Here is a 25,739-nt window from a genome sequence, read left to right as displayed (position 1 = left end):
GAATTCTTAGCTCCTTCTTAAGGTCTTTAGTTATAGAGTAAGCTTCGTCACTCCGATAATATTCGTTAATAGTTACTTTGTCTGTATTATAAAACTCTGGGTTTGTGGTTATAAAACGAACTTGTAAAAAATTTAGCCATTCATCCATGAGCTGACTAGAGGGTTCTTTATCGATTAGAGGATGAAGCTTATTTGCTTTAAAAGCGTTATTGATTTTTTCAGTGACTATTCTTTGCCAATTGTCTGAGTTTTGGCTTGTTAATTCGGCAAATAATTCATTCATAAAAGAACCACTATCCCTTACTAGAGGTGCTCCACCTGCATAGCAGTAATAACCTAATTCATTAAAATCATTTTGATTAATAAAAATCTGCAAGAGTTGAGCTTGTAAAATTTGCTTATAACCGGAGTATAATTTAATCAATTCTTCTACAGGAAAGTTATCTAATCTTTGTTTCTTACAGAATTCATTTAAAACAACTTCAAGAAATTTCTCCTCGTTTCTTACTGAAATACTTTTATTATTTTGAAAGAAAAGCCAGCTTGTTTCACCATAATAACCATCGTGCAACAACATAGACGCACATAAAAGATGTTTACGTATATGGTCTTCATGATCGAATTCTTTTCCTGCTGAGAAATCAGAACTGGAATTTAAGGGGTGGCGAGATCTCATCCTCGCTGAAGTTTTATTAAAAAATCTTGATGGTGAAAAGGATCGTTGTTTCATACATCCTAATACCATGTTGGTTTTTAAACAAGCTTGTTCTGTATGTAAATTATCCATTCGATAAATAGCACTTATCACCATCCGAAAAAATTTTACTGCATTAGAGCTTCCATGATACAAAGCGAATGTTCCTTCCGGACGATTAACTTCAGAAACAATAATTTCTTTTAACAAAGGTAGATCACGGCTAAATCTGTTTTGAAATGCTTCTAGATTATAAAATTCTGTTTTTCCCAATAGGAATTTAGCATTAATGGAGTTGTTGATATTTTCTCTAAGAAAATCCTCAAACGTTGCAGCTTCATTCGATTTTTTTGTTCTAAATAGAGAGGGTCTAATAGGGTTAATAAATTTCCTTTTAGCCTGTTTTCTGCTTTCTACTTTTTGCTTCATGGGATAGGTCTATAAGAGTGAATTAAAATAATTCAAAATGAAAATATTTTAATTTCTTATTAGCTGAAATAAAAATTGCTTATTTGTATGAGATTATCAAAAATTTTTATATACACTTCTATTCCATTTAAAAAACCAATAAATTAATGCATCTAAAAGACACAAAAATTTAGGATTTAATCAAAATATAATCCGGATAATAAGCTAAAATTTTTCCAGGTTCTTCCTTAAAACCAAATTAAACGCCTACAAACATTTAGATTAAACCATATTTGATTTATCAATGTATGCAAATTTGAATAAGAACCATTCTCAAAATTGAGATTTATGATATGATTACGTTTTTTTCAGAAGTCGTTCGCTAAAATCAAAATATTCTTCTCGTAAGTTTAAAACAAATGCAGTAAAATTATTTATCATTACAAGGAAGTAGAGCAGTATGTTAGTTAGTCAACTTTATGAATTTATCAAGGCCTTAACAGGTATTGAGCATAATTTAGAAAATAGTGACAAAGAATTACTGCGAGCCTTTAAAGAAAAGTATCCTCTTTTTGATTCAGCGATAACTTCCAATTTATCTGAAAATTTTGATTTGACCCTTAACAACGAAGATCTTTTGTGGATTCAAGATGTTTTTGCCCAACGTTGGAACAATATAGCGGATACCCCTGCAGATTATACTTTTGATCCCAAAGGCAATAATATTCCCTGGATTACTTTCGCCAGAGAATTGGCAAAAGTAGTCAAGAGACCCTATTTAATGATATTAATACCCAAACTTGAACCAATCGATCCAGAACTATTTTCTCGTTTGGAAGAAGACCAAGACCCTCGATCTATTTATCTTTCCGATGATGCTAGGACGTGGCATAGAGTTCAAGGCTTGCTTGAGCGGTTGCAACAGCCATCTGCGGTATTTTCGACTTATGATTTAAAAAAGATTATGCCAAGGGCATTGACCCTATCGGAAATGTTCAGGATTCGGTCAAAAAAGGGAGATGAATTAGCTAAAGAAATTGATAATGAAACTTATGCTAATTTATGGGATTACATTATACGTCGTATTGCTCCTACCTGGCAGCAAAAAGGAAAGTGTCCTGAACATTTATTGCCTAATTTGCTTGAAGTCATTGAAAGTTATTTTAATGCAAAAGCAAGGAATCAAACTTTGGAAGGCTTTCATCAAAAACTAAAGAGTTTTACTCAAAGCTTGGCAGCCTGTTCTTTAGATGATATTAATCATTTTTATGGTATAGAGATTTTTGGTCGAAATCAAAATCGCTATCTTGTTAATATTTTGCTCGATTGTTTTACAGAAACCCCTGACCTAGAAGAAAAATTGACAGATGTGGCCAGATGGATTTGTCGTTTTGATCCTACTATGATAAGTAAATGTGAAAATTTAATACCTATTTACAAGATATTAAAGGTTGGAGAATACTTTGACATAATACATTTACGTCAATTAATAAACAAACTTGATGCAGATACTGCTGAAATTAAACCTCAAATACAAGTTTTTTTAGAAAAAATTCCAGCTACAGGAGAAATTTCCAAAGAGATTATTGCTGAAATAAAGAAACTCTATGCATTTCGTTGGCAAACTATCAAAGATAGTCCGGATGATTATCTGCGGAAGCAAAAAGGAGAAAATCGCTCCTGGATTAGATTAGCTCAGTACCTAGCTGGTGCTGGTTATATTGAGGCAAATTATTACAAATTGTTAATTCCAACGTTAACTCAAGATATTGATTCCATTTCCCTAGATCTACCGACTAACTATCCTTTATCTCAATGTATTCTCTCAGAAGATGAAAAGGAATTAATTTATTTACCAAATTGTGTGGCTCAACATCGAGCTAATGGTACATTTTATCACTTCTCAGAGGGACGGTATCGCAAGTTGGCTGCCAAAGAACTGGAAAGACTCCCCTTTGCAGAACTGCAATTCTATGAGTATTATGCTCAAGTCGTTGCTATTGAAGAAGAAAGTCTACCCCTAAAAAAATCAACAGTAATGGCTATAAAAGAACTTGTAAATGGTACCTTAAATCCATACGCTTTGCGCCTTGGGCACAACATCACAGCAGAGCAAGAACAAGTTGCGGAGGAAGCTTATTTTAAATTCTTTGAGTTTGTGAATAACTTGCCTGAGGATGAATTAAACAGACTTTATACCCATGCTGTAATTTGGCGTGGACAAAAAAGAAATGTTCATGAAATTCTGGCAGAAGTGCAACTCAATGAGACCCCCAAAGTAGATAAAAGTTCTGCGGCTCAAACGACTGATGTATCCAGCAAAGCAAATATAAGTAAAGATCAATTAGGTGAAAAAAAATCCATCGATACTCAGAAAGAGGATTTGTTAGAGGGACCTGGTTTTACCAAGGAAATATCACCAAATGAAACCTTGAAAATAGATAACAATTCTGCTGCTCAAACTATCGGTACGCCCCAAGAACAAAATGTAATTAGAGTTCAATCAGGTGAAAAAGAATCTCCTGCTACTCAGGAAGAGCACTCGCTGAAGGAGCCAACTGTTGCCAAGGAGATTCCCCCTAAGCAACGCGAATGTATTGCCTTTGCTGGGCAATTTTTTGCGAAAATAGTCGCAGATTATGCACCACAGGAAAAATTTGATGCGGCGATTGAGAAGATTTCTTTAGCGGCACTTGATGAAATACGTTTATGTTCTGCCCAACTGGTATTTCGTGAATGGGATTCTTTGGATGACAAGGAAGCAACTCGACGTGCTTTAACAATTCTGGTTTCATTAATTACGCATAATTTTAGTTGTGTTTGGGGTACAGGAACTTCCTTGCAGTTTTGGGATCAGAAAAAAAATATGATAACCGCCACAGGCAAGGAACTTTTCAATGCACTGGAATATGCACTCGACAACGGGGATTTCAGTAAAATTCGTTTCATTTATACTTATACGATGCGCAATATCGTTAAAAGAGCATTAGCGCAGAAAGATATTATAAAAAAATATACACGTTATAAAGACACTCTGGATTGGTTAGAGTCAATTAAAGATGAATCCATGTTTGAACTTAAAAATCAGGTTTGTTTTGAGCCAGATTTGTTATTATCCGTTCTTACATCTTTAACCGATAAATTCAACACAAAAACATGTATACTCGTCGAACATTTTCTAGATGAACTTGTAAAAACAAAGATGCAACCTGAAAATCAATATCAGCAATGGGTACGTATTAATGTTGAATTTAATAAATTATTAAATAATAAAGCGTTACCGTTAAGAACTCGTGATTTCATACTCCATGAATTAAGAAAAAATAGAGATGTAAGCAATAGCAGTGATTTAAATGAAAAGGTCGCTCATTTTATTACGCGACGGCTGGCTAGGGTTTCTGTAGCCTCTGCAAAACAACACGGTATGTTTAACACCAATCCTGGAAAATTTAATACACAATACAGTGAGGCTAAAAAGAATCTTGAGCAGCATTTTTCTTCTTTTGATTTCAGTCTAAAAAAGGAAACAGCTATTACCGAGTTAATTTCGCAATTTAAAACCGAGGTAAAGGGAATAATTAATGATCGCAATATTGCTATGATCAAGTATTTAGAGTCTTTAACCAAGTCCATTCCATCCCTGCATGTTGGGGAAGATCCTATACAAATGGAGCCTATTTCCTTAAGAGCTTAGGGATCATTTTAAAAATTGATTAGTAATTTTAATAAAACTTTCGTAACGTCTCGCTGATATATGCCCGGATTTCACGGCCGAAATGATTGCGCAATCAGGTGTATCCTGATGATTACAATTCCGAAATTTACACTGATTACTAAATGGTTGAAATTCACGATAACCGTCAACGATCTCACTCAAAGGCATATGCCACAGGCCTAACTCCCTTACCCCGGGAGAATCAATCAATGCTCCACCATCAGGTAGGTGGTATAGACGTGAATTGCTTGTGGTATGACAGCCTAACTCTGTGTTTAACGATATTTCAGCAGTTTGTATATTAACTTCATGGGGTAAGATGCCTGCGATCAATGAAGATTTTCCTACCCCTGATTGACCAACAAAAACGCTAACATGATGATTAAGCGCCTCTTTTAATTGTAGATATGTTTGTGGATCTTCTTTACTGGTGAATAATAACGGATAACCAAGGGGCTGATAAAATGTCTCTAAGTCCTCGCGTATTGTCCCACAATCCAAATCAAATTTATTAAGAATAATACAAATCCTTAATTTTAAAGACTCAGCCATTACTATGTAGCTATCAAGCAAAGCCCAGGATAACGCTGGTTTTGCCGCAACCACTGCCATAATTTGTGTAATGTTGGCTGCAACAGGTTTGAATTCGCCCCTTTTATCAGGACGGCCAAGCATGGAGTCACGCGGAAAGCGACTCACGATAACGCCTTGTCTAATACCTTCTGGTTGCCAGATAACACGGTCACCGGCTACTAAAGAATCAATGTTTGGGCGAATAGAACAATGAATGCGATTTCCTGCGTTATCTTCAATTTCTGCATGTCGACTAAAACGCGTTAGAACAAGGCCAGGAAGAGAGGTTTCACTTGTTTCCGTGCTGGAGCGGTAGTTTGCTTGTATTTTTTTAATACGGGCTGACTGTTGTTTGTTAACTCGCCTTTTACTCATAATTTTAAATAATCTATAATTGCGAAGGTTCAGACTTTTTTGTATTTCTTTGTATAATTTTATCATAGAAGGCGAAATTCTTTTATAATTCTTGCTATTAGTGGACTACAGTATTTTTTTATAGGATTAATTTACAATAATTTTGGTGTCCGAGGTCAAGCCTTTAATCTTCTTCACATCTCTTAAAACCCAGTCCAGCTTTACTTTACTGATGGCTTGTACATGAGATCCAGGGAAAATACAGGAAGCCGTGAGGCATCGACAAAGATATGATTAAGGAGCAGGGAGTGAGCCAAGAAAACCGAATTTTTTATTTACTTCTGCTAGTATAAAAAAGAGTTTCCAAATGATTAGTAAGGCGTAATTTTACATGAAAATATATCTGGTGGGTGGCGCAGTTCGAGATCAACTATTGGGTTATCCTGTAAAAGAGCGAGACTGGGTTGTTGTTGGTGCAACGCCTAAGCAGATGCAGCAATTGGGCTATCAACAAGTAGGGCGAGATTTTCCTGTATTTTTACATCCTGAAACGAAAGAAGAATATGCTTTGGCAAGAATGGAACGCAAATCAGCGCCAGGTTATTACGGATTTCAGTGTGATTTTAATCCAAATGTGAGTTTGGAAGATGATTTATTGCGAAGGGATTTAACCATTAATGCTATGGCTATGGATACCAATGGCCATTTAATTGATCCTTATCATGGAGAGGTTGATTTAAAAGCAAAATTGTTAAGGCATGTATCTCCTGCTTTTATTGAGGATCCAGTTCGGGTGTTGCGAGTTGCTCGCTTTGCTGCACGTTATTATCATCTAGGATTCCGCTTGGCCGATGAAACGAGGGCACTGATGTATCTTATGGTAAAACGTGGTGAACTAAATCATCTGGTTGCGGAACGTGTTTGGCAAGAATGGTTACGTAGTTTTGCAGAACAAAACCCACAGATATTTATTAGTACTTTAAGGGCATGTGGGGCATTGAAAGTCATTTTGCCTGAGCTGGATGCGCTTTTTGGTGTACCTAATAATAAGAAATATCATGCGGAAGTGGATAGTGGTGTTCACACATTGATGGTGCTTAAAAAAGCCGTAAAATTATCTACTGATTCCATGGTACGATTTGCAGCCCTTGTTCATGATTTAGGAAAGGGAGCAACGCCAATGGTAGAATGGCCAAGGCAGGTGCAACATGAAATAAGAGGGGTGGCTATTATTCGAGACTTGTGTGCTCGTTTGCGTATTCCTGCTGATTATCGCAAGTTTGCTGAAATGGTGTCACGATTTCATTTAAACATCCATCGTTTTTTTGAACTTAAGCCACGCACAAAAATTAAAATTCTTGAACAAACCGATGCATTTCGGCGGCCCGAATTGTTTAAAAAACTGTTACTCGTCTGTGAGGCGGATGCAAAAGGACGGGGCCCAGGGAAAAAAGACTATCCCCAGGCTAAAAATTGGCATTATTTACTGAAAGAATGTGCGAAAATATCACCACAAACATTTATAGCACAGGGGTATCAAGGCGAGGCCATAAAACACGCCCTGCATCAACAGCGCGTTGCCTGTGCTGAACAATTGGAACCACACTATGAAAAATAATGATAATTTAATCTGGATTGACTTGGAAATGACCGGGCTTGATCCAGAAAAAGATAGGATTATTGAAATTGCTACTATAGTAACTGATCCGCAGTTAACTATTTTGGCTGAAGGGCCTGTACTGGCAGTCCACCAGGATGAAACTTTAATCGCTGGTATGGATGAATGGAATACTAAACAACATCATCAATCAGGATTGGTGAAACGAGTTAGAGAGTCAACAGTTGATGAAGCTCAAGCACAACAACGAACCATTGCTTTTCTTAAAAGTTATGTGGATAAAGGAAAATCACCGATGTGCGGCAACAGTATTTGCCAGGATAGGCGATTCTTATATAAATACATGCCTGAATTAGCGGCTTATTTTCACTACCGCAACCTTGATGTCAGTACTTTAAAAGAATTGGTTAAAAGGTGGCGACCGCAACTTATGAATGGCGTGACCAAAGAATCTAAACATTTAGCGCTTGATGATATTAAGGATTCTATTGTGGAATTAGCTTACTATCGTCAACATTTTATTAATATACCGGGTAGTGAACATGATAGAACGTGAACAATTAGTATTGCCCAACAGCGCTGATAAATTATTGCTTCATTCATGCTGTGCACCTTGTTCAGGTGAAGTAATGGAAGCGTTGTTGGCTTCAAAAATCGATTTTTCTATATTCTTTTACAATCCTAATATTCATCCTGTACAAGAATATGAAATCAGAAAACAGGAAAATATAGCCTTTGCCAAAAAGCATCATATTCCTTTCATTGATGCGGATTATGATAAAGACAATTGGTTTGCCCGTGTGAAAGGTTTAGAGTGGGAGCCTGAGCGAGGAAAACGCTGTACTGCTTGTTTTGACATGCGGTTTGAACGAACGGCACTTTATGCGTATGAGCATGGGTTTACGGTAATCAGCAGTTCGTTAGGGATTTCTCGCTGGAAAGATATGAATCAAATTAACGATGCCGGCACGCGTGCCGCCAGCCGCTACCCCAATATGATCTATTGGACTTATAACTGGCGTAAAAATGGTGGTTCAGAGCGCATGTATCAAATCGCCAAGCGTGAAAATTTTTACAAGCAGGAGTATTGTGGTTGTGTGTATTCGCTACGCGATACGAATCTCTGGCGTAAAAAAAATGAACGGGAAAGAATTAGAATAGGCCTAAGTTATTACGGTAATGATGAAAATAGGTCAGAGCCCTTTGAAAGTCAGGAGAAAGAATGATTTTTCATCAGCATGATAATGAAGGCCATGATCATAGCCATAACCATAATCATGGCCACGTTCATGTTGTTTCAGAGTTTAATAGCGCTTTTATAATTGCAATTATTGCAAATGGATTGTTTGTTGTCTGCCAGATTATTTTTGCCTATCTAGCCAATTCCACCAGTTTGTTGGCAGATGCGGTTCATAATTTGGGTGATGTTCTTAGCCTCATTTTGGCCTGGATAGCCAATGGACTTTTAAAGCGCTTGCCCACCAATCGCACTACCTATGGTATGAAAAAAACCTCAATTCTAGCCGCGTTGGCAAATGGAGTACTTCTGGTATTTACCTGCGGTATTATTGCTACGGAAGCCATGTATAAACTGTTTTCCCCCACTGAAATTCATGCTGTTTCTGTCATTATTGTGGCCAGCATCGGTATTCTGGTTAATGGTGCTACTGCAGTCTTATTTTTACGTGGTACGGATGATTTAAATATTCGGGGTGCTTTTTTACATTTGCTCTATGATGCCTTAATTTCGGTAGGGGTGGTCATTTCAGCGGTTATTCTTTATTTTACCAATTGGCTGTGGATTGACCCTGTTGTTGGTTTGCTGATTGCTATCCTCATTATTAAGGGAACCTGGTCATTATTTACTGACAGTTTTCATTTAATAATCGATGCGGTTCCTCGTGGAATCTCCTGGATGGATGTACGTGATTCACTGCAAGCTGAGCCCGGGGTGAAGGAAGTGCATGATTTACATATTTGGGCGTTAAGTACGAAAGAAAATGCCATGTCAGTACATCTTTACATGCCCGATGCGCCCTTAAGTGATGAAGCAAGACAAGTTCTTGTTAAAATGTTGCATGATAAACATCAAATCCATCATGCAACCATTCAGGTAGAACGAAATTTAAGTTTTTGTGAAGATGCGTGTAAGCCCATTCTTAATTAATGGGCTAGCGCTATTATTAATAAACTAAACGTGCCCGCTCGTCGTCTTCTACTTCGAATTCCCCTGTCCCTAAATAAACATCGTTCAAAACATCATTATAAAACTCTTTGGTAGACTGTTTTTGACCTCGACGGGGATTTTCTAAGGCTTCTTGAGCGCATTTTTGTATATCAACATATAATTGATAAGTGTCTTGCTCGCTATATTGACCTTTCTTATCTCGAAACTCCGAAATTAATTGATACATTTTAGCTACGCGATGAGGAACTCGATTTTGGACTCCATCTAGCTTAACGCCGCCCTGAAAGAAACCGAAACCGAAATCGAAACCTCCTAATTTCCATGCGGAATTTGCAATCTTTTCTTCGATTTGGTCAATGGCAGTGTCATATTTGAGCATTCTTTGCAAATAATATCCATCAGCAAATGAGGGAGGGTATGCGGGAATATGCTCTCTAAAGTATGTGCTTAATTTTTCTTCACTGGCAACAGCACCTTGTAGTTTTAGTGAAATTCTCTGGAGATCTTCTTCAGGCGTAGCATCGAGCACCATAACATTGAAAACTTTATTAGCCAAGTTACTCGCCAATTTTGCTGAGTATGCGTCTTCTTGATCTGTCTTATCTTCGCTTACTTCTCCTAAATCAGATGATGAGACTAAGCGCTCTTTACCATTCTTCTTATCAAAACTAGTTGCTACCTTGTGTATTTTGGAAAAAATATAAGCAACTTCTGGGGGGAACTGATAATTTTCAGGATAAGACGCTTCTTTATTTTGGGTAAAAAGCTTCACAAACTGCTGCCTTTCATCTTTTTTAAGCTCAGCTTCTTTGACTAATTCAATCAGGATATTTGCTAAAAAATCAGAAGCACCTTTGCGAATGAATTCAGGTCCTTTATCCTTAAAACATGCTTCACTAAGCTTCGTTATTAACGTTGGAAAAGATGAATCACGGTGTCTAACAATCTCTTTGGCTAGTTTTATCCGTTCATTTTTGTCTAAGGAATTAGATAATTCGCTGTAAAATCCACTATCTATCTCTTGCTCTAATAGATAAGTCGTTTTATTTTTTGCAGCCCTAAGTTCTTGAATAGTAGGCATGGTTTACTCTCAGAATAGTCAGTATGACAATATTATAACCAATATTCCTTAAGATAAAATTAATATTCTAAATCACATAGAATCACGAATTGCCCGTGACTCTTTTGGATTTGCATGACTTTGCCCACAATCTATTTGCCCTAGATTCTTTGCGAGCTCTGGCCTTCTTAATTTAGCTTTAATGTTTGTCTTATATACTGAGGATAAGTCGATTTTTAAATAAGAGAAATCCCATGAAAAAAAGAGTACTGTTAGTTGATTTTGATAAGACTTTAAGTGGTATGGATGCCTTTGGTAATACCCGCTGGATAAAACCCACTTTAGCGCGTATTGCAACTCAAGCTAAGGAAGGGGCTGAAGTTGTTATTTTTACCAGTATGGATTCTTCTAATTTAAAACAAGATGTACTTGAGAATATTCATTTTGAAGAACTAAAGCGCGCAAGAGATAATAGGGGAGAGTCTGAATTAGTTACTCGTACTGCTGGATTAAAAAAACTACAGGAAGTATGCATCGAGGCTGGTGTACAGCGTCCAGATATAAAAGTCATGACGCCTCATGATGCGCTTGCCGATGTAGACATCGGTATGAGTTACACTTCCCTTCATGAGCCTACGTATAATAAATATGAAGAAAACCTGATTAGAGAAGAGTACCGCGTTAATTTCAAAGCTTTGGAAACCGATAATAAGTATAACCAATTCATTCTTGACGAACTTTATCTGACCCGTCTAGATGGCATCATTGGTCTTTTATTAAAAAATAAAGGAGGCGATATCGGAGCATTTACTGCAAATAGCTTTGAGCCACTAAAAGGTTTGGTCAAACTGCATGCGCCGGAGCACGCTGAAGAAATTAGTCAGGCAATCGAGAACATTAACCGAGCTATTCAAACTAAAGAATATCAACAAGCAAGAGAATTGCTTGAGGCGCTGGCAGAGCGAGTAAATGATACTGTTGCAGAGCCTAAAATAAAACATGTTATGGAGTTAATGTTAATTCAATCCACAGAAAATATTGGGGAGCTTAAGGATCGATTCCACGCATTTTTGGCTAAGAATGTCAATGACCATGAACATGTTAAAACCAGTCAAAAAATTTATGATATGGCTAAAGAGGCTGGACCCTTTGAGCACACTGAAAAATTTTTAATGTCATTACATACACTTCGTAAACTCACTGAGAATGCCCAAGCAGGGGATGTCATTGACATAGAATATTTAGATGATAAGCATGAATGCCTTGATGAAATGCTGGCTGCACAAAAATATTTCATTGAGAAGGTTTGTGATAAACCAATTGCCATTAATGTAAAAACAACCCTGGTTAGAGATATTTCAAGAAGAGGTGACTATCAGCTTGAAAGTTATAATGAGACAAAGCTATGGAGTAAAACACATATTGTCTCTCAAATAGCATCAGGTAGTATATCTTTAACAAATTTGAATAATTTAAAATTAAATGATGATCAGCATAAGGAGTTACTTCAAGAAATCAGTGAGAAGTTTAACACTATTCAAAAAGCACCCGCCTACCCTGATAGTAAAAGTGGTTTCTTTTTTTCCTGCTTTAAGTATTCACCTAAACAATTAGACGAGATTAAAAATCTTAAAAGAGCTTATGTTAGTGTTTTAGGAAACCTCCCTTCTGAAGATAGAATAGCAAGTGTAGGAGATGCGATTAAAGGCTTGAACAGTATTATTAATTTTCAAAGGGGAATCCCGGTTGGAAAAACCACGACCCGCTCCGAGGTTGATAAATTATTGAATGCGGAGAACACTATAAATTTAAAATTGTGAAGTATTCAGTGAACGGTGCCACCATATAGAGAAGATTTTGCTAACTGCAATTATAGGAAATATCGATTGGGCTAATAAGGCCCAATCTTTATGTCTCTTAGGAAATAATACGGATTGGAGGAAAAACCCGTTGTCCATTTTCAGTGACAATAAAAAATTGTCTAACGTCATAGCCAAGAGTTATCCTTCCACCAGGGTGGACGTTGATGCCCATAGCATCGAGGGTTGCTGTGCTATCAACTGTGGTTGCTCGAATGGTATTCACACTGGGGGAGAGACCTAGAATGCCAGGGCCTACCTCATAACCTGACGCTGTAACGAAACCATTACCATTCATATCAATGCCATCCACATTCAAATGGATTCCTTGCACAGAGGCCCTACCTTCAGAAATATTCACGCCAAAAGCTCCGACGGTGCTTAAATTTCCCGCCAATATTTTCTGCAGTTCAACATTGAATGCAGCGGGAACTATTGGGTCAATGTTGGGATGACGAATTATTTCTCCTGGTAGTCTTTCAGGAAACAATAAGCGAAGTCTGCTATTTTGATTTTGGGGTCTTTTTGGTTTTGCTATCGAATAAAAAAGTAAGCCCCAGTTCCAGTAAATAGGCAACCAGACTCATGGTTTTAACACTTTTTCCTTTTGCAGCCCTGGATGTTAAAACGCGTCTTATAATGAGCTGAATTAATTTAAGTCTAATCAAATTAAGTATGGTGGTATAAAGCATGGTAAATTTCCTGGTTTATTAAATGAAATGCGGGTATTTATCCCTAATAAAATTATTATAGAACAAATGGAAATTACTGTTGTTAGTTCCCATCTTAAGTACCACAGAAAGTGACAGCATTTTAGACGAAAGGAAGAATTTTACTATTTAACTGATAACAGTAATCCTTGACGGTAAGCTTCGCAGGCGCCAGCCTGATCATTGAGGCATTCAAGTAACTTGCCCAGTTCGGCATAGGTTTCTGAACAGGGTGTAATACTAATGCTTTTTTCAAAATAATGGCGGGCTTTACCCCACAAATTATTGCTCATGCTCAAACGGCCCAAACAGAGGTACAATTTTGCAGAATCAGGATTCTTCTTAACCAGTGATTCGGCAAAAAGTAAAGGCTTGTCTCCCAGTCTTAACTTGCCGTACAAGTTAACTAATTTTTCATCAAACGTCTTTCGCAGCGCATTACGAAGAATTGGTTCGGCTTGGGCATCTTCATGTCGTTCGAGTAAAATAGAGCAGTAAATTGCTATAAGTTCTGGATCTTGGCGTAAATCTTTAGGCAAAGTAGCCATTATTTTTTTTAAAGGTTCAAGCTCGGCCGATTTTGCCAGGTCTGTCATGGCTCCCAGGTATGCTTGGGTACGTAATAAATGAAAGGCTTTTTCTGAAAAAACATGATTTTTCTTCAAAGCAGGTAATAAAGCAATTAATGGTTGCCAGTCTTTCACTTCTTTATAAAGTCGCACTAATAATTTAAGAACATAGGGATGATTGGGCGCTAAATCCTGCAAATGTCGAAGCGTAGCTAATGCCTGCTCCCATTGCTTATTTGCCAACTGTAATTGAGCTTGAGTGAGTTCGACTGCGATTTTAGCATCAGGCATTGATTGCTGAGCCTCGCGTAAATAATCATCACGTAAACTGTGATCCCCCATTTCCTGCGCAGCACGCGCCGCAGTTAAATAATTTAACAAAGGCGAGTCTGTGTCAGGAAGGGCTTTAATTAAGTGGTTCCTCGCTTGGGCCCAATGACCTTCACTAAATTCAATGAAGCCCTTTTGCGTTTTAGCTTGGGCTTTTTGTTGGCGACGTTTGTTTTGCCAATTGCGATACGCTTCTGGAATAGTAGTGATCTTACTCACCAAAAGTAGAAGGGTATGCAGCAAAAAAAAGGCGAGGATTAAACCTAAAATGGCCACCCACAAATTAGTTTCTACAGTCCAGTGGTTAATAGCAATTAATAAATAGCCGGGATCCCGATTTAACTGTACCCCTATCCATACCGAGACAAGCAAAACCAAAAAAATAATTAATATCCGTATCATTGTGAGAGCTCTCCTTTCTTGAGAGCAGGTGTGCTCAATTCTCTGTTTTTATTTTCAATTAACTGATTCAGCAGAGGAAGTGCTTTATCCAAAGTAGGTTTAGCCACTTCTAGTTTTTGTTGCTGTAGGCTTTGTAGTTGTTGAAGTAAAGCCTGTGTTGCTGGGGTATTTTCATCAAAAGCGCGCTTTATCGTTTTAATGGCCTTCGACAAGGCAAGTTGGTAAATCTCTGGATTACCTTGTAATAGAGCCCACTGCGCTTCTTCAAGATTCATACGAATGATTTCCTCCAGCATGCTTTGTTGCTGTGGAGACAACAGGGGTTCAATTGCTTCATCATGGCGTCGGATAACAATTAAATCACTAAGTGAATTTAAGCTTTCACGTAATTGTTCACGCCATGGGGAGGTTTTCTTCATCACATTTGTCTTCCCTTGCATGTTAGCAAGAGGTTGCTTTAGAGATAAATTGGATAAATTGTTTTCAGCCGCATCAAGTTGGCTGAGTAAACCTGCTATATCTACTTTAGGGGCGGCTTGTAATTGAGCGATTTCCTGTGCAATTGCTTGTCGGATAGCAAAGATTGGTTGTTCTGACAACGCTGACAGTAAAGTATCGGCTTGTTTTAACAAAGCAATGCTGGTTTGTGGATCATTACTCCAATGTGCATTGACTTGTGCTAGCTCCAGATAGTAGCGCGCCTTTAATAAGGTCCAGTCCTCCTTTTGATACAGACGTTGTTGCATTGCTGTATGTAATTCCTGTTCGATGGCTTGCAGATGATTTTTAAATTCCGTTTGCGTTTTATCTAAGGTTTCAACACTGTCATTAATCGATTGTGTCTTTACTTGCTGTTGTTTCAAATTGTGAAGTTGTGCGATGACGGTTTGTTTTTCCTGCTCAGCTTTCATCGCAAACTGTTTATCTCTATGCAATGAATAAACAGAAAAAATGAGTGCTATTATTGCCAATAGGACAGATAAAATAACAATTCCCAGTACTAATCTGGAAGAATCTATTATTGAAACCTGCTTTACCTTCGAGACTGTTGCTTTTTTTGTGTCATCGGGCCGAGATTTTGATGACGGTTTTTTAGTCTGTTCCTCTTTGTTATTTACCATGAACTAATCCTTGATTAAATTGATGCAGACTTTGTAAAACAGTTTCTGGCTTACTTATTATAATTTGCTGAATTCCTAATGAGGCAGCGGCTTTTGCCAACCGCTCACTAATTACCAGACAAGGTGTATGGCAAAGCCAACTATGAGCCTCATTGCCAAACATAGTAAAAATATTTTGCATCGCTTGCTGGCTTGTAAATAGTATAATATCCACAGCATTTTCCTGCCACAATGAATCAATATATTGCTGATTATACTCAGGGATCACACGTTTGTAGACGTCAACGGTGGTTAGATTAGCGCCCCTTGAAACTAATGTGTTGGCAATATCTGGGCGTCCCTCCCCCCCTTTAAACAAGAGTATGAATGCGTCATGAACATCTTGCAAGCAATCCAGTTTGAGCAATGATTCGCTGGTGGACTCTTGTGGAATAAAATCTACTCGAATGTCATGTTGCTTTAACATTGCGGCCGTAGCGTGACCTACAGCAATGACTTTCAGTGTTTCAGGCCACTGAATGTTGTGTTTGTCTAATTCAGTTAATAGATAATTGACTGCATTAGCACTGATAAAAATGGCAAAATTTGCTTGATGAAGCGCAGGGAGTGAAAATTGCACTGCTTCAATGGCTAAAGCCGGGCACTCAATAGCAGTACCTCCTGCTTGTATTATCGCATCGCTTAGTGCTTTTCCCTGTGTCAGGGGACGGGTATTCAGAACTGATAACCCTTGCAAAAAGTAGCTCATGATGTTTGGCAGAGTAATTTTGCTGCCCCATTCGCCAAGAGCGCGTGGGCACAGTTATCAGCTAAACGCATGGCTTCAGATTGAGGGCCTCGCTGACTATCTTCGAGTATAATGGTACCATCCATATTCATTACTCGAGCCCTTAATAGCAATTGCTCATTAGGCAGAGGTTTGCAATAAACGGCAAAAGGAACATGACAATTACCTCCCAATAAGGCATTTACATGCCGTTCTGCTTGTACACAAAGTGCTGAAATAGGATCGTTTAAAGTACTTAAAAGTTGTTGCAGCGAGCCGTCATCAAGACGACACTCAATACCAAGTGCACCCTGTCCACAGGCAGGTAACATGACATCATCACTTAAAGTTTCATTAATATGTTCGCTCATACCTAAACGCTCAAGTCCGGCATAAGCAAGAATAATGGCATCGTATTCACCCTCGTTTAATTTTTTCAAACGTGTATTCACATTGCCTCGCAAGGGCTTTACGATTAAATCCGGCCGAATAGCCAGCAGTTGCGACTGGCGTCTTAAACTGGTTGTGCCTACTACTGCTTTCGCAGGCAATTGTTGCAATGAACAACGATTTCGGCTGATAAGCACATCAGCGGGGTTATTGCGTTTGCTGATTATCGGCAAGCAAAGACCTTGTGGAAAGGTAGCGGGTACATCTTTCATAGAATGAACAGCGATGTCTGCTCGTTTATCAAGGATTGCTTGCTCAAGCTCTTTGACAAAAAGCCCTTTACCGCCTACAGCCTGCAATTTATCTTTTTGAAACTTATCTCCTGAGGTGAGCATGGGAATAAGTTCTACTCGTATGGGATGTAATTCTTTAATTTTTTCGGCTATAAAATTTGCCTGCCATAAAGCCAAAGGGCTTTTTCTGGTAGCAATACGTAAAGTGTCCATATTTATTCCATGAATATGTTGCAAACCTATTATTATTCAGGAAGAGAAGTGATACTTCAATTTGAATTATAAGTTTTGGATAACGGTTTTTATTTCTCCTGCTGCAAGAAACGATAAATTGCACACGTTAACTTATATTTTATTTACAAAGGATTATGGCTATTAGCATGTGAGTGGGCATAGTGATAGCCCCACCTTCCCCCTCTAATTTTTCGTATGGACGGTAAAATTGTTAGCTTAAAAGCTACCTGGAATTTTATCGTGTGTATTACGCAGATTATTGAATAAATCAGCTGTACGCGTGCTAATTTGACCAGAGCGAGCTTGAGGATATTCACTGTCAATTTCATCAATGGCTTCTGAAATAGTCATGGTTTCTGTTTTTTTAATTAAACTATCAAGTGCGTTTACTTTAATTTGTTTTATATCCTTATTTGGATAAGGCCAAAAACTAGAGATTTCTTTCTGTAATGAACTTATTAATTCTTTGATTTGCTGTAATTGTTCTTTGGAAAGATTTGATTTAGATGAATTTGCCTGAGAATGAGAACCATTGTCAGCAAAAAAGGATAAATTCGATTGCACTATTCGTGTTGTAGATTTTTTTTCGAACATGGCAAAAAGTGTTTGCTTTAATCGATGTATTTTCGCCTTGATATCGGTTCGATAAGTCGAGGTTGGCTTAACAAGATCCTCTAACTTCTCAGTTGTTTGCTGTGTAATCGCTGGAAAAATCTGATTAATGGGGATCAACAATGTTTGGCTATCATGAGCGGGAATGGCGTGCTCCACTAATGTAAAATAAGTTGCTTCAGGGTGCTTATTGCGCAGAGCTAGCAAAAATGCGGGAGATTGGGTTAAACGAGCGGCTACTTCAACAGGATAGTTTAGCTGTGCTAGCGCTGCTTTTAAAAAATTGATTTCTTCTGGGGGGGAATTACTTTTTTGACAAACAACTAAGGCTTCTTGAATTATATTTTTAAATAGGTCTTGATTAAGTAAGGCAGTATTTTTTTTAAAGGAGTCGAATTCCGATTGAATAATCGATTGATTTGGATAAACAAGATGGAAAAGTGCAATGTAGCAAAAGTTATTGAGTTCGGGTCTTTGCAGTACATCGTTAAAACCATGTAATAGGAGTTGGCAGCGTTTTTCCTGAAGGCCTAATTGATCAAGTTGCTGAGAGAGGTCAGTACATAATAAAAGACTTAGGGCTAAATTGGCAGTTGTCTGTAGGAAAGGATGAGTATACGGAGGAAGTAAATTAGTTAAGGCAGCAATTTCACTCCCTACATTGGTCAAATGACCCAAAGCAGTTAAGAGCCTGTAACACTCTCTTAGATAATGATCCGTTGGCATGTTGGGTTGAATTGACTCTTCTAAAAGGCTTAAGTTTTTTTCAAGATCTTCAGACTGTAATCCTTCAGTGAGATGCGTAGTAAAGTTTTTGAAACAAGTGGCAATGGCGTTGTTTCTTTTAAGATATTGTTTAATAACTGGGTCATCTATACCAGTCACTTCCAGTAAAGTATAGTTGGTTTTAAGAGCTTCTTTTAATGCTTTAATACCATCTTGAGTAATGTTGGGGTTGAGATCAAGATGAATTGTAGTCAATGTATTGTTGACTTTAAGCACCTCACATAGCGACTTGATTCCTTTATCGCTAATGTTGTTGTATGAAAGATTAAGGGTTTTAAGGGATTTATTTATCTTAAGTGCCTCGCACAAGTATTGAACCCCTGCGTCGCTAATTTCATTGTATACAAGACTAACCACAGTTAGTGACTGGTTAAGTACAAGTGCTTCAGCGATATCTTTAACACCGATATCACCAAGATCAGTAGTCGAAAGATTAAGCTCAGTAAGCGTATTGTTACTTGCGATTGCTTTACTTAAATGGTGGGCACCAACAGGACCTAATGGATTTGATCGCAGAGAAAGTTTGAGGAGAGTCGTATTAGACCTAAGTGCTTCACTTAAGGTTTTAGCACCTTTAAAACTAATCTGGTTACATCCAAGTTCAATATCAGTAAGGCTTTTGTTGCCCTTTATTATCTCGCTTACAAATTCGCTGCCCGCATCTTCCATCCCAGTATTTGCAAGATTAATGATAGAGATACCATGGTTAATTTTGAGCGCTTCACATATATCCTGAATACCCTTAGGGCCAAGCGGGTTGCCTTTAAGCGCAATATTAGTTAAACCATAGTTTATTTTCAGAGCTTCACTTAAGACTTTGGTACTGGGTGGTTGTATATCGTTATATGAAAAGTCAACTCGCGCAAGACTGTGGTTAGTTTTAATCAGTTCGCATAAATATTGGATGCCAAGCACACCTAGGGCAAGATAGCTATCGCTGTTTGAAATATTAAGCTTTAAAAGAGTGAAGTTAAATTTGAGGGCTTGGCTGAGGTATTTGGCGCCATCAGGACCAATCTTATTGTCGGAAAGATTAACATCAGTAAGCATTTTATCCGTTTTTAACGTATCACTGAAACTCCTGACACCTTCGGAACTAAAATCATTGAGTGACAGGTCGATTGAGGTGACAGTTTTGTTCGTTTTCAATTCCTCACTCAATAGACGCAAACTGTTATCATCAACTCCGCTACCGTTAAGCTCAAGGGAACGAATAGGAGGGTTGTTTTCATGTGGAATTAAAAATTCTAATGGCATAATTTATCTTCTTTATTGAAAAGTTAAAAATTTTATAGAGTTTTTAATTTAATGGAATTTTTTTAATCTCTATTGTAATTTTATTAAATATAATTAATGCCTTCTAAGAGAAGCGAAGGGACAAATCTAGATTAAAGCCAAACATATGGTTTTGAAATCAAGGTGGATTAAATTGTATCAAAATAAGTAAAGTAGTACCAATAGAACATTTATTTATAATAAAAAAATAAGACTTTTTTATGAGTGAAGCTATTTTTTTGTATGGTTATATAGAGAAAAGAGTTGGGATTAATCAAAAACAATCATGAAGAATGTCAAAAAAATGATAAGCTATCTTGATAGCTCTATGCAGCGGAGTTTATCGAATTCCGCGCATCAGCTTGTTGCAGTAGGAGCCATCGCTTTTTTGGGATTTCCATTATTTTACTGGATTTGGGCAGTATTGTTTCCACAATATTATGAAACGATTAGTTTACGACTGATAGGAAGTATGCTGGGGTTAGGGCTCATGCTAACCCCCTATTGGCCTGTCTCATGGAAACCCTATTTACCTGCGTATTGGTTTTTAACTATTCTCTACACCCTGTCATTTTTTTTCACCTATTCATTTTTAATGAATCAAGCCAGCGATATATCGGCAATGTCATTGCTGTGTAGTGTTTTTTTATTAGTACTCTTGGTTGATTTGTTTAGTCTTACGGTACTCTTACTGCTGGGTTGGAGCCTTGCACTACTCTGCTATTATTTGACCTCATCCCAGCTGTATTTTGGTAAAGAACATCTTGAGATGGCAATTGTCTTATTGTTTGTCATTATTGCTGGTTCTACAGTCAACTATAAGACGGCCATGTTGCAGCAACAACGCTTGGCAGGTATGGCTGCCGCTGCGGGTATGATTGCGCATGAATTACGCACGCCGCTCTTAGGGATTAAAAGTGGTGCAAGGGCAATGGCCTATTACTTACCTCACTTGTTTCAAGCTTATTATCTAGCCAAGCGTCATGGGTTACTGGATTCTTCTATTCGAGAAACACGATTGCAACAGTTAGAGGAAGTTGGTGAGCGGATCATCAGTGAAATTGATTATGCTAACACCATCATTGATATGTTATTAATAAAAGCGGGACGTGAAAATTCATTAGAAAACTGTACATTAGAAGTCTGTTCAATGGCGGATTGTTTAAATGAAGCGCTTATACGTTACCCGTTTAAATCGCCACAGGAACGTTCTTTAGTAAATTTCCAGGGGGACTTTGCTTTCATTGGCTCAAAATTGCTAATGCAACATGTGCTTTTTAATCTTTTAAAAAATGCTCTGTATGTTATTGCAACAGCGCAAAAAGGAGAGATTATTATTTGGACGGAGGAAGGAGAAAAATACAATACCCTTTATTTTAAAGACTCGGCTAAAGGAATGTCTTCTCAGCAACTTTCAAAATTGTTCAATCACTTCTATACAACTACTTTTATGGGCACGGGCTTGGGGTTGTCGTTTTGTAAATTAGTAATGAACCGTTTCGGCGGAGATATTCGCTGCGAAGCAGAGGAAGGAAATTACACACGATTCTCGCTCTTATTCCCAGTGACTTAAATAAGGCGTGTTTTATTTGGGAAAATTAAGCACTCATGTTATTTTATACTCAATAAATTTGAGGGTTTATTATTTATTCAGGTTTTTTTGACACTTTGCTGATAGTCCTGAGACTGCGGCCTCTCTGCAGTATCCGGCGATATTGTGGAGATCGTGGATAAAGCCTGTCTGTTGAGCACATCTCTGCCTATACCCACGCGGCTTTCCGCTTTGTGTAGGAAAAGTAGTACTGCACTAGGGTGTGTTGATAGTGGGATAAGTCGCGGCACGTAGACACTGCGGGCTTATGAAAACGAAAGTCAACAGACCTCTAATAATGAAAGCCTAAAATTGTTATTTGCTATGAAGGAAACGCTGCTCAGGAGGAGCTATGCAATATTTTTCAATTCCAACGTGCTATTTTCCAAGCACGGCTCTGTTTATTGATGACAGCCGTGATTTCTTATTAAACTTTGTGCTCCAGTTAGATGAAGGGCTTGCCTACCGCGTTTTTGATTCTCCCTTTGATGCGCTGGATTATATTAACAAAAAAAAATGTGAGTTAGTGATGCTAAGCCAGCGCTGTTTAAGCGAATATACGGAAGCTAATAACTGTCCTCTCACAAATCACACGATAAACCTTAATTTAAATGCTATTCATGCGGAAATTTATAATCCGAAGCGATTTTCTGAAATCTCGGTAGTGGTTGTTGATTATGCAATGCCGGGGATGGACGGAATAGAATTTTGCCGCAGGATTGGTAATACAAACATTAAAAAAATCCTGCTAACTGGCCAAGCGGATGAGAAACTGGCCATTGAGGCGTTTAATGAAGGATTAATTCATCGTTATATTCAAAAAAGTGATCCTAATGTTGCTGAAATTATTACGAAGAGTATCTATGACTTACAGCTGCAATATTTCCAAGTAATGTCCGATATGATAGTGCGCATGCTATCCGTGACATCTCCAAGCTGTTTGCATGATAAGAAATTTGCTGAATTCTTCCGTCAACTTCGTCAGGAAAAAGGAATTGTTGAATACTATCTGGCAGACAATTCAGGCAGTTTTTTGTTGCTTGATGATGATGCGAATGCCAATTTTCTTATTGTCAAAAATGAAGCAGACATGCGATTACATTATGATCTTGCCTTAGATAATGGAGCCAGCGATGAGGTTCTTGACCAACTTGCCAGTGGAGAAAAAATTCCTTGCTTCTGGCAGGCAACGACGAAGCCTCCCGAATGGAATGATTGGGCTGCCTGTTTAGTTCCTGCTCATCGTTTTGTGTCGGAAGAGATTTACTTGTATGCTTATGTGTCAGGTTCTGCATTATTCGATGTGCATCAAAATAAAATAGTATCCTACCATCATCATTTAGAGGAAATTGATGCTGAAGAGTTGTTATTGACTTAACACTTAAGATTGGTTTGTCCCTTTCCGTAGGCCTTACATTTCAACGGTACGAAATACAGGGAGAACAGGGCCACTTTTTTTAATAGCCAACAGGCAATCAACTACTTTCAGTAATTCACCCTGTTGATGATTGGTATTTACTGATAAACGGATGAGGGCATTATTTTTGGGGGTTGCGGGGGCGCAGAAAACTGCGCCATGAATATCAGCCTTTTCAAGCGCGTTACGCAGCCAAATGGTATTGGCTTCTGTTCCTGCATGGAGGGGGATAATTTGAGAGTTACTTCCACCCAAATAAAATCCTGCCTGCTCTAAAGACGTTCGCAAAAAAATTGCATTGCTGTGTAATTTTTCACGTCGCCATTCTTCCTTGGTAATAATGCTGATTGATGCCTTAAACCCAGCTAAATCATGTGGTAAAAGAGTGGAGCTAAAGATAGTGGGTAAAGCTGTGTAACGAATTAATTCAATTAAACTGTGATTGGCAAGGATTACACCTCCTCGACCTGATAATGCTTTAGCTAAACTCGCGGTGATAATATCGACTTCATTTGTCAGACCTAAAGCGGCTACCAATCCGCTTCCTTGGGGTCCATGCGTGCCTAAAGAATGCGACTCGTCAACAATCAACAAGCAATTGTATTTTTTTGCCAATGCCACATAGTCTTTTATAGGGCTGATTGTTCCTGTAGTGCTGTAGACGGAATCGATGGCGATAATGCCGGAGCCGTATCGTTGCAAGCGCTTTTCAAGTGAAGCTATCGAATTATGTTGAAACGGGATGGGTTTGGCGCTGGCTGCTTTAACACCTTCCCAAAAAGACATATGCGCGTAGAAATCTAAATAAATGGGTAAATCACGTGAAGCCAAAGCCTGGATTAATCCGATATTGGCACACCAGCCTGATTGGGCTAATAAACAAGCCGGATAGCCCGTAAAATTTGCAAACTGTTGTTCACAGGCCGCAAGCAAGCTGTCATCGGTTAAAAAAACAGGGGACTGCATTTGACCATTTCCATAGGTCATCATTGCCCTTATTTGGGCATTGATCAGTTCAGGATGGCGGCTAATATGCAAATAGTCATTACTAGTAAGCATCAAAGCATTCTTTGCTGGTGTTTTACCTTTAAGAATATGTTGTCCCTGCCAGGATTGCTGTACTCTGCCTTCAAAATATTGCTCCATGGCATGCTGAATGAAAGGAGGGAAATCATGCTGTTTAGCGGCAATTTTTTGCACAGGGTGGAACATAGACTCTTTATTATACTCTGCCATCAAGTGGTTAATCCTGGGTGTGACCGATATAATCCAAAATCGGGACAGTAATTTTTCATTATTTATGGTTATAACAAGCTCGATGATTATCGTCAATCTTGATTTTTATTAGCAAAATCAATTAACTAGAAGATAATGTATGAAAATTATGCAATTCTCAAACTGGAAATGCGAGTTGCTTATCGGTATGATTTTAAATTAAAAGAAAAAAGGTTAAATCATGCGACTTAGTGTATTCATGTTGGTGTTTGTCAGCTCTGCAAGTGTTTATGCGACTGAAGATTTTGATCGTCAGCAAATTGAACAACGTATTCAACCTGTAGGTAAAGTCAGATTACAGGAACAGAAAACTACCGCTCCTGTAGCCACAACACAACCTGTTGAAACCGAAACAGCGGCTACTAAAAAGGAAGCGCCCGGGCAGGCAACATATGAAAAGTATTGCAGTGTCTGCCATCGCGATGGGGTGGCTGGTGCTCCTAAATTTCGCGTTGCAGCGGATTGGAAAACACGCCTAGATGCTAAAAAGCTGGAGGAGTTAACGGCTACGGCAATTAAAGGTATTAATGCCATGCCGCCCAAAGGAACTTGTATGGAGTGCAGCGATGAAGAAATTAAAAATGCAGTTCAATATATGTTGCCTCAATCATGACAAAGTTTATCTATAAACGTTGGGAATTGTTCCTGTTTTTACTGAGTTTAACCCTATTGGCAAGTTCCTTTTATTTTCAATATGTAGAAGGCCTTGAGCCTTGTCCTTTATGCTTAATGCAACGCTTATGCACTTTTTTGCTCGTGGTTGTCACCTTTTTGGGTCTTACACTTCGGTATTTAAAGGCGAGTAAATTTTTGGCAATTATGCAGGTGGTAATCGCTTTTGCTGGATTATTTTTTGCGAGTCGACAGTTATGGTTGCAGTCATTACCTAGCGATCAAACGCCAGCATGTATGCCTGAGCTTGATGTTCTCATCCGCTATTTTCCCTGGAGTGATGTTCTCCATGCCCTTTTTTGGGGAGCTGGTGATTGTGCGGAAGTCTCCTGGAAATGGCTTGGATTAACGATGCCAGGATGGACGGCCTTGTATTTTTTGTTCATGGTAGTTTCAGGGGCTTGGATTTTTTGGCAATCGCGCGTACAAGACAAATCACTCTCGACGCTGGTTTAAGAGATCATTTGCATACAATTTACTGGCAAATAAAGAACCACTTGGCTATTATCACCTCCTACTGTTTTTTGCCAGTCAAGTTATGACAAATCAATTTAGTTGCGAAGTCTTAAAGCGCCATACTCATACCCAGGCTCGGGTTACTCGTGTTAGCACGCCCCATGGGGATTTTGTTACACCCTCTTTCATGCCGGTAGGAACCCGCGCAGGCGTGAATAATATGATGCCAAATGAGTTGTTGCAGGCGGGTAGTCAAATTATTTTGGGGGGTAACACTTATCATATGCTGTGCGCCCCTGGGATGAAAGTAATAGAGGAAGCAGGGGGAATGCATGCTTTTATGGGTTGGCATGGTCCCATGCTGACTGATA

General features: G+C 38.4%; 21 protein-coding genes. 11 read left to right on the top strand and 10 right to left on the bottom strand.

Annotated elements, in window-relative coordinates:
• On the bottom strand, positions 1 to 1,123 hold a 1,123-nt coding region (locus tag Ljam_RS01570), incomplete at its 3' end, for a hypothetical protein (RefSeq protein ID WP_156411900.1).
• Between the two features lie 439 nt (positions 1,124 to 1,562).
• Between Ljam_RS01570 and Ljam_RS01565 the strand changes: the two genes are divergently transcribed.
• The gene (locus Ljam_RS01565) at positions 1,563 to 4,796 is read left to right on the top strand and encodes a hypothetical protein (RefSeq protein WP_058448384.1); all 3,234 of its coding nucleotides are present in this window, start codon (positions 1,563 to 1,565) and stop codon (positions 4,794 to 4,796) included.
• Between the two features lie 3 nt (positions 4,797 to 4,799).
• Here the strand turns inward: Ljam_RS01565 and rsgA are convergent, their stop codons facing one another.
• Positions 4,800 to 5,765: a ribosome small subunit-dependent GTPase A gene (gene rsgA, locus Ljam_RS01560; RefSeq protein ID WP_058448391.1), complete on the bottom strand. Its 966-nt coding sequence runs from the start codon at positions 5,763 to 5,765 to the stop codon at positions 4,800 to 4,802.
• A 370-nt stretch (positions 5,766 to 6,135) separates the two neighbouring features.
• On the opposite strand from rsgA, the gene Ljam_RS01555 reads away from it, so the two are divergent.
• The 4 genes from Ljam_RS01555 to Ljam_RS01540 are packed head-to-tail and all read left to right on the top strand — an operon-like array spanning position 6,136 to position 9,529.
• Positions 6,136 to 7,362, top strand: a complete 1,227-nt coding sequence (locus Ljam_RS01555; protein WP_058448383.1) for a multifunctional CCA addition/repair protein — start codon at positions 6,136 to 6,138, stop codon at positions 7,360 to 7,362.
• Positions 7,352 to 7,918, top strand: coding sequence for an oligoribonuclease (orn, locus tag Ljam_RS01550; protein WP_058448382.1), 567 nt, complete (start codon positions 7,352 to 7,354; stop codon positions 7,916 to 7,918). Before Ljam_RS01555 ends, orn begins: the two co-directional genes overlap by 11 nt.
• Positions 7,905 to 8,588, top strand: coding sequence for an epoxyqueuosine reductase QueH (locus tag Ljam_RS01545; protein ID WP_058448381.1), 684 nt, complete (start codon positions 7,905 to 7,907; stop codon positions 8,586 to 8,588). Before orn ends, Ljam_RS01545 begins: the two co-directional genes overlap by 14 nt.
• Positions 8,585 to 9,529, top strand: a complete 945-nt coding sequence (locus tag Ljam_RS01540; protein ID WP_058448380.1) for a cation diffusion facilitator family transporter — start codon at positions 8,585 to 8,587, stop codon at positions 9,527 to 9,529. Before Ljam_RS01545 ends, Ljam_RS01540 begins: the two co-directional genes overlap by 4 nt.
• 16 nt (positions 9,530 to 9,545) lie before the next feature.
• Here the strand turns inward: Ljam_RS01540 and Ljam_RS01535 are convergent, their stop codons facing one another.
• Complete coding sequence (locus Ljam_RS01535; protein ID WP_058448379.1) at positions 9,546 to 10,631, bottom strand: hypothetical protein; 1,086 nt, start codon at positions 10,629 to 10,631, stop codon at positions 9,546 to 9,548.
• 233 nt (positions 10,632 to 10,864) lie between these two features.
• Here Ljam_RS01535 and Ljam_RS01530 point away from each other — a divergent pair, with 233 nt between their 5' ends.
• Positions 10,865 to 12,430 (top strand): hypothetical protein, encoded by a 1,566-nt coding sequence (locus Ljam_RS01530; protein ID WP_058448378.1) that lies wholly within the window; start codon positions 10,865 to 10,867, stop codon positions 12,428 to 12,430.
• A gap of 97 nt (positions 12,431 to 12,527) precedes the next feature.
• On the opposite strand, the gene Ljam_RS01525 is transcribed toward Ljam_RS01530, so the two are convergent.
• From Ljam_RS01525 to Ljam_RS01495, 6 genes are all read right to left on the bottom strand, one after another.
• Positions 12,528 to 13,046 (bottom strand): hypothetical protein, encoded by a 519-nt coding sequence (locus Ljam_RS01525; protein ID WP_131762472.1) that lies wholly within the window; start codon positions 13,044 to 13,046, stop codon positions 12,528 to 12,530.
• 258 nt (positions 13,047 to 13,304) lie between these two features.
• Positions 13,305 to 14,480 (bottom strand): heme biosynthesis protein HemY, encoded by a 1,176-nt coding sequence (locus Ljam_RS01515; protein WP_058448375.1) that lies wholly within the window; start codon positions 14,478 to 14,480, stop codon positions 13,305 to 13,307.
• Positions 14,477 to 15,601 (bottom strand): uroporphyrinogen-III C-methyltransferase, encoded by a 1,125-nt coding sequence (locus tag Ljam_RS01510; RefSeq protein ID WP_058448374.1) that lies wholly within the window; start codon positions 15,599 to 15,601, stop codon positions 14,477 to 14,479. The genes Ljam_RS01515 and Ljam_RS01510 overlap by 4 nt, the downstream gene beginning before the upstream one ends.
• Positions 15,591 to 16,349: a uroporphyrinogen-III synthase gene (locus Ljam_RS01505; protein WP_058448373.1), complete on the bottom strand. Its 759-nt coding sequence runs from the start codon at positions 16,347 to 16,349 to the stop codon at positions 15,591 to 15,593. The genes Ljam_RS01510 and Ljam_RS01505 overlap by 11 nt, the downstream gene beginning before the upstream one ends.
• On the bottom strand, positions 16,346 to 17,269 hold the full coding sequence (hemC, locus tag Ljam_RS01500; RefSeq protein ID WP_058448390.1) for a hydroxymethylbilane synthase: 924 nt from the start codon (positions 17,267 to 17,269) through the stop codon (positions 16,346 to 16,348). The genes Ljam_RS01505 and hemC overlap by 4 nt, the downstream gene beginning before the upstream one ends.
• Before the next feature lie 231 nt (positions 17,270 to 17,500).
• The gene (locus Ljam_RS01495) at positions 17,501 to 19,939 is read right to left on the bottom strand and encodes a leucine-rich repeat domain-containing protein (RefSeq protein ID WP_058448372.1); all 2,439 of its coding nucleotides are present in this window, start codon (positions 19,937 to 19,939) and stop codon (positions 17,501 to 17,503) included.
• A 304-nt stretch (positions 19,940 to 20,243) separates the two neighbouring features.
• On the opposite strand from Ljam_RS01495, the gene Ljam_RS01490 reads away from it, so the two are divergent.
• Together Ljam_RS01490 and Ljam_RS01485 are read left to right on the top strand one after the other, a co-directional pair.
• Positions 20,244 to 21,530, top strand: coding sequence for a sensor histidine kinase (locus tag Ljam_RS01490; RefSeq protein WP_058448371.1), 1,287 nt, complete (start codon positions 20,244 to 20,246; stop codon positions 21,528 to 21,530).
• A gap of 370 nt (positions 21,531 to 21,900) precedes the next feature.
• Positions 21,901 to 22,926, top strand: a complete 1,026-nt coding sequence (locus tag Ljam_RS01485) for a response regulator (RefSeq protein WP_058448370.1) — start codon at positions 21,901 to 21,903, stop codon at positions 22,924 to 22,926.
• Positions 22,927 to 22,959: 33 nt separating this feature from the next.
• Here the strand turns inward: Ljam_RS01485 and cqsA are convergent, their stop codons facing one another.
• Positions 22,960 to 24,201 (bottom strand): alpha-hydroxyketone-type quorum-sensing autoinducer synthase, encoded by a 1,242-nt coding sequence (gene cqsA, locus Ljam_RS01480; RefSeq protein ID WP_058448369.1) that lies wholly within the window; start codon positions 24,199 to 24,201, stop codon positions 22,960 to 22,962.
• Positions 24,202 to 24,421: 220 nt separating this feature from the next.
• On the opposite strand from cqsA, the gene Ljam_RS01475 reads away from it, so the two are divergent.
• From Ljam_RS01475 to Ljam_RS15435, 3 genes are all read left to right on the top strand, one after another.
• Entirely contained in the window at positions 24,422 to 24,853 is a 432-nt protein-coding gene (locus Ljam_RS01475) for a c-type cytochrome (protein WP_058448368.1), read from the top strand.
• Positions 24,850 to 25,368 (top strand): disulfide bond formation protein B, encoded by a 519-nt coding sequence (locus tag Ljam_RS01470; protein ID WP_058448367.1) that lies wholly within the window; start codon positions 24,850 to 24,852, stop codon positions 25,366 to 25,368. Before Ljam_RS01475 ends, Ljam_RS01470 begins: the two co-directional genes overlap by 4 nt.
• A gap of 82 nt (positions 25,369 to 25,450) precedes the next feature.
• On the top strand, positions 25,451 to 25,739 hold a 289-nt coding region (locus Ljam_RS15435), incomplete at its 3' end, for a tRNA-guanine transglycosylase (RefSeq protein WP_238583672.1).

Origin of the sequence: Legionella jamestowniensis, from assembly GCF_001467745.1 — a bacterium.
Lineage (GTDB): Bacteria > Pseudomonadota > Gammaproteobacteria > Legionellales > Legionellaceae > Tatlockia > Tatlockia jamestowniensis.
This window is presented reverse-complemented; position numbering and strand designations above follow the sequence as displayed.

What these genes read in the sequence shown, in the direction of transcription:
- Ljam_RS01565 (WP_058448384.1), top strand. Translation starts at nt 1,563, where the DNA reads ATGTTAGTTAGTCAACTTTATGAATTTATCAAGGCCTTAACAGGTATT.
- rsgA (WP_058448391.1), bottom strand. Translation starts at nt 5,765, where the DNA reads ATGAGTAAAAGGCGAGTTAACAAACAACAGTCAGCCCGTATTAAAAAA.
- Ljam_RS01555 (WP_058448383.1), top strand. Translation starts at nt 6,136, where the DNA reads ATGAAAATATATCTGGTGGGTGGCGCAGTTCGAGATCAACTATTGGGT.
- orn (WP_058448382.1), top strand. Translation starts at nt 7,352, where the DNA reads ATGAAAAATAATGATAATTTAATCTGGATTGACTTGGAAATGACCGGG.
- Ljam_RS01545 (WP_058448381.1), top strand. Translation starts at nt 7,905, where the DNA reads ATGATAGAACGTGAACAATTAGTATTGCCCAACAGCGCTGATAAATTA.
- Ljam_RS01540 (WP_058448380.1), top strand. Translation starts at nt 8,585, where the DNA reads ATGATTTTTCATCAGCATGATAATGAAGGCCATGATCATAGCCATAAC.
- Ljam_RS01535 (WP_058448379.1), bottom strand. Translation starts at nt 10,631, where the DNA reads ATGCCTACTATTCAAGAACTTAGGGCTGCAAAAAATAAAACGACTTAT.
- Ljam_RS01530 (WP_058448378.1), top strand. Translation starts at nt 10,865, where the DNA reads ATGAAAAAAAGAGTACTGTTAGTTGATTTTGATAAGACTTTAAGTGGT.
- Ljam_RS01515 (WP_058448375.1), bottom strand. Translation starts at nt 14,480, where the DNA reads ATGATACGGATATTAATTATTTTTTTGGTTTTGCTTGTCTCGGTATGG.
- Ljam_RS01510 (WP_058448374.1), bottom strand. Translation starts at nt 15,601, where the DNA reads ATGGTAAATAACAAAGAGGAACAGACTAAAAAACCGTCATCAAAATCT.
- Ljam_RS01505 (WP_058448373.1), bottom strand. Translation starts at nt 16,349, where the DNA reads ATGAGCTACTTTTTGCAAGGGTTATCAGTTCTGAATACCCGTCCCCTG.
- Ljam_RS01495 (WP_058448372.1), bottom strand. Translation starts at nt 19,939, where the DNA reads ATGCCATTAGAATTTTTAATTCCACATGAAAACAACCCTCCTATTCGT.
- Ljam_RS01490 (WP_058448371.1), top strand. Translation starts at nt 20,244, where the DNA reads ATGAAGAATGTCAAAAAAATGATAAGCTATCTTGATAGCTCTATGCAG.
- Ljam_RS01485 (WP_058448370.1), top strand. Translation starts at nt 21,901, where the DNA reads ATGCAATATTTTTCAATTCCAACGTGCTATTTTCCAAGCACGGCTCTG.
- cqsA (WP_058448369.1), bottom strand. Translation starts at nt 24,201, where the DNA reads ATGGCAGAGTATAATAAAGAGTCTATGTTCCACCCTGTGCAAAAAATT.
- Ljam_RS01475 (WP_058448368.1), top strand. Translation starts at nt 24,422, where the DNA reads ATGCGACTTAGTGTATTCATGTTGGTGTTTGTCAGCTCTGCAAGTGTT.
- Ljam_RS01470 (WP_058448367.1), top strand. Translation starts at nt 24,850, where the DNA reads ATGACAAAGTTTATCTATAAACGTTGGGAATTGTTCCTGTTTTTACTG.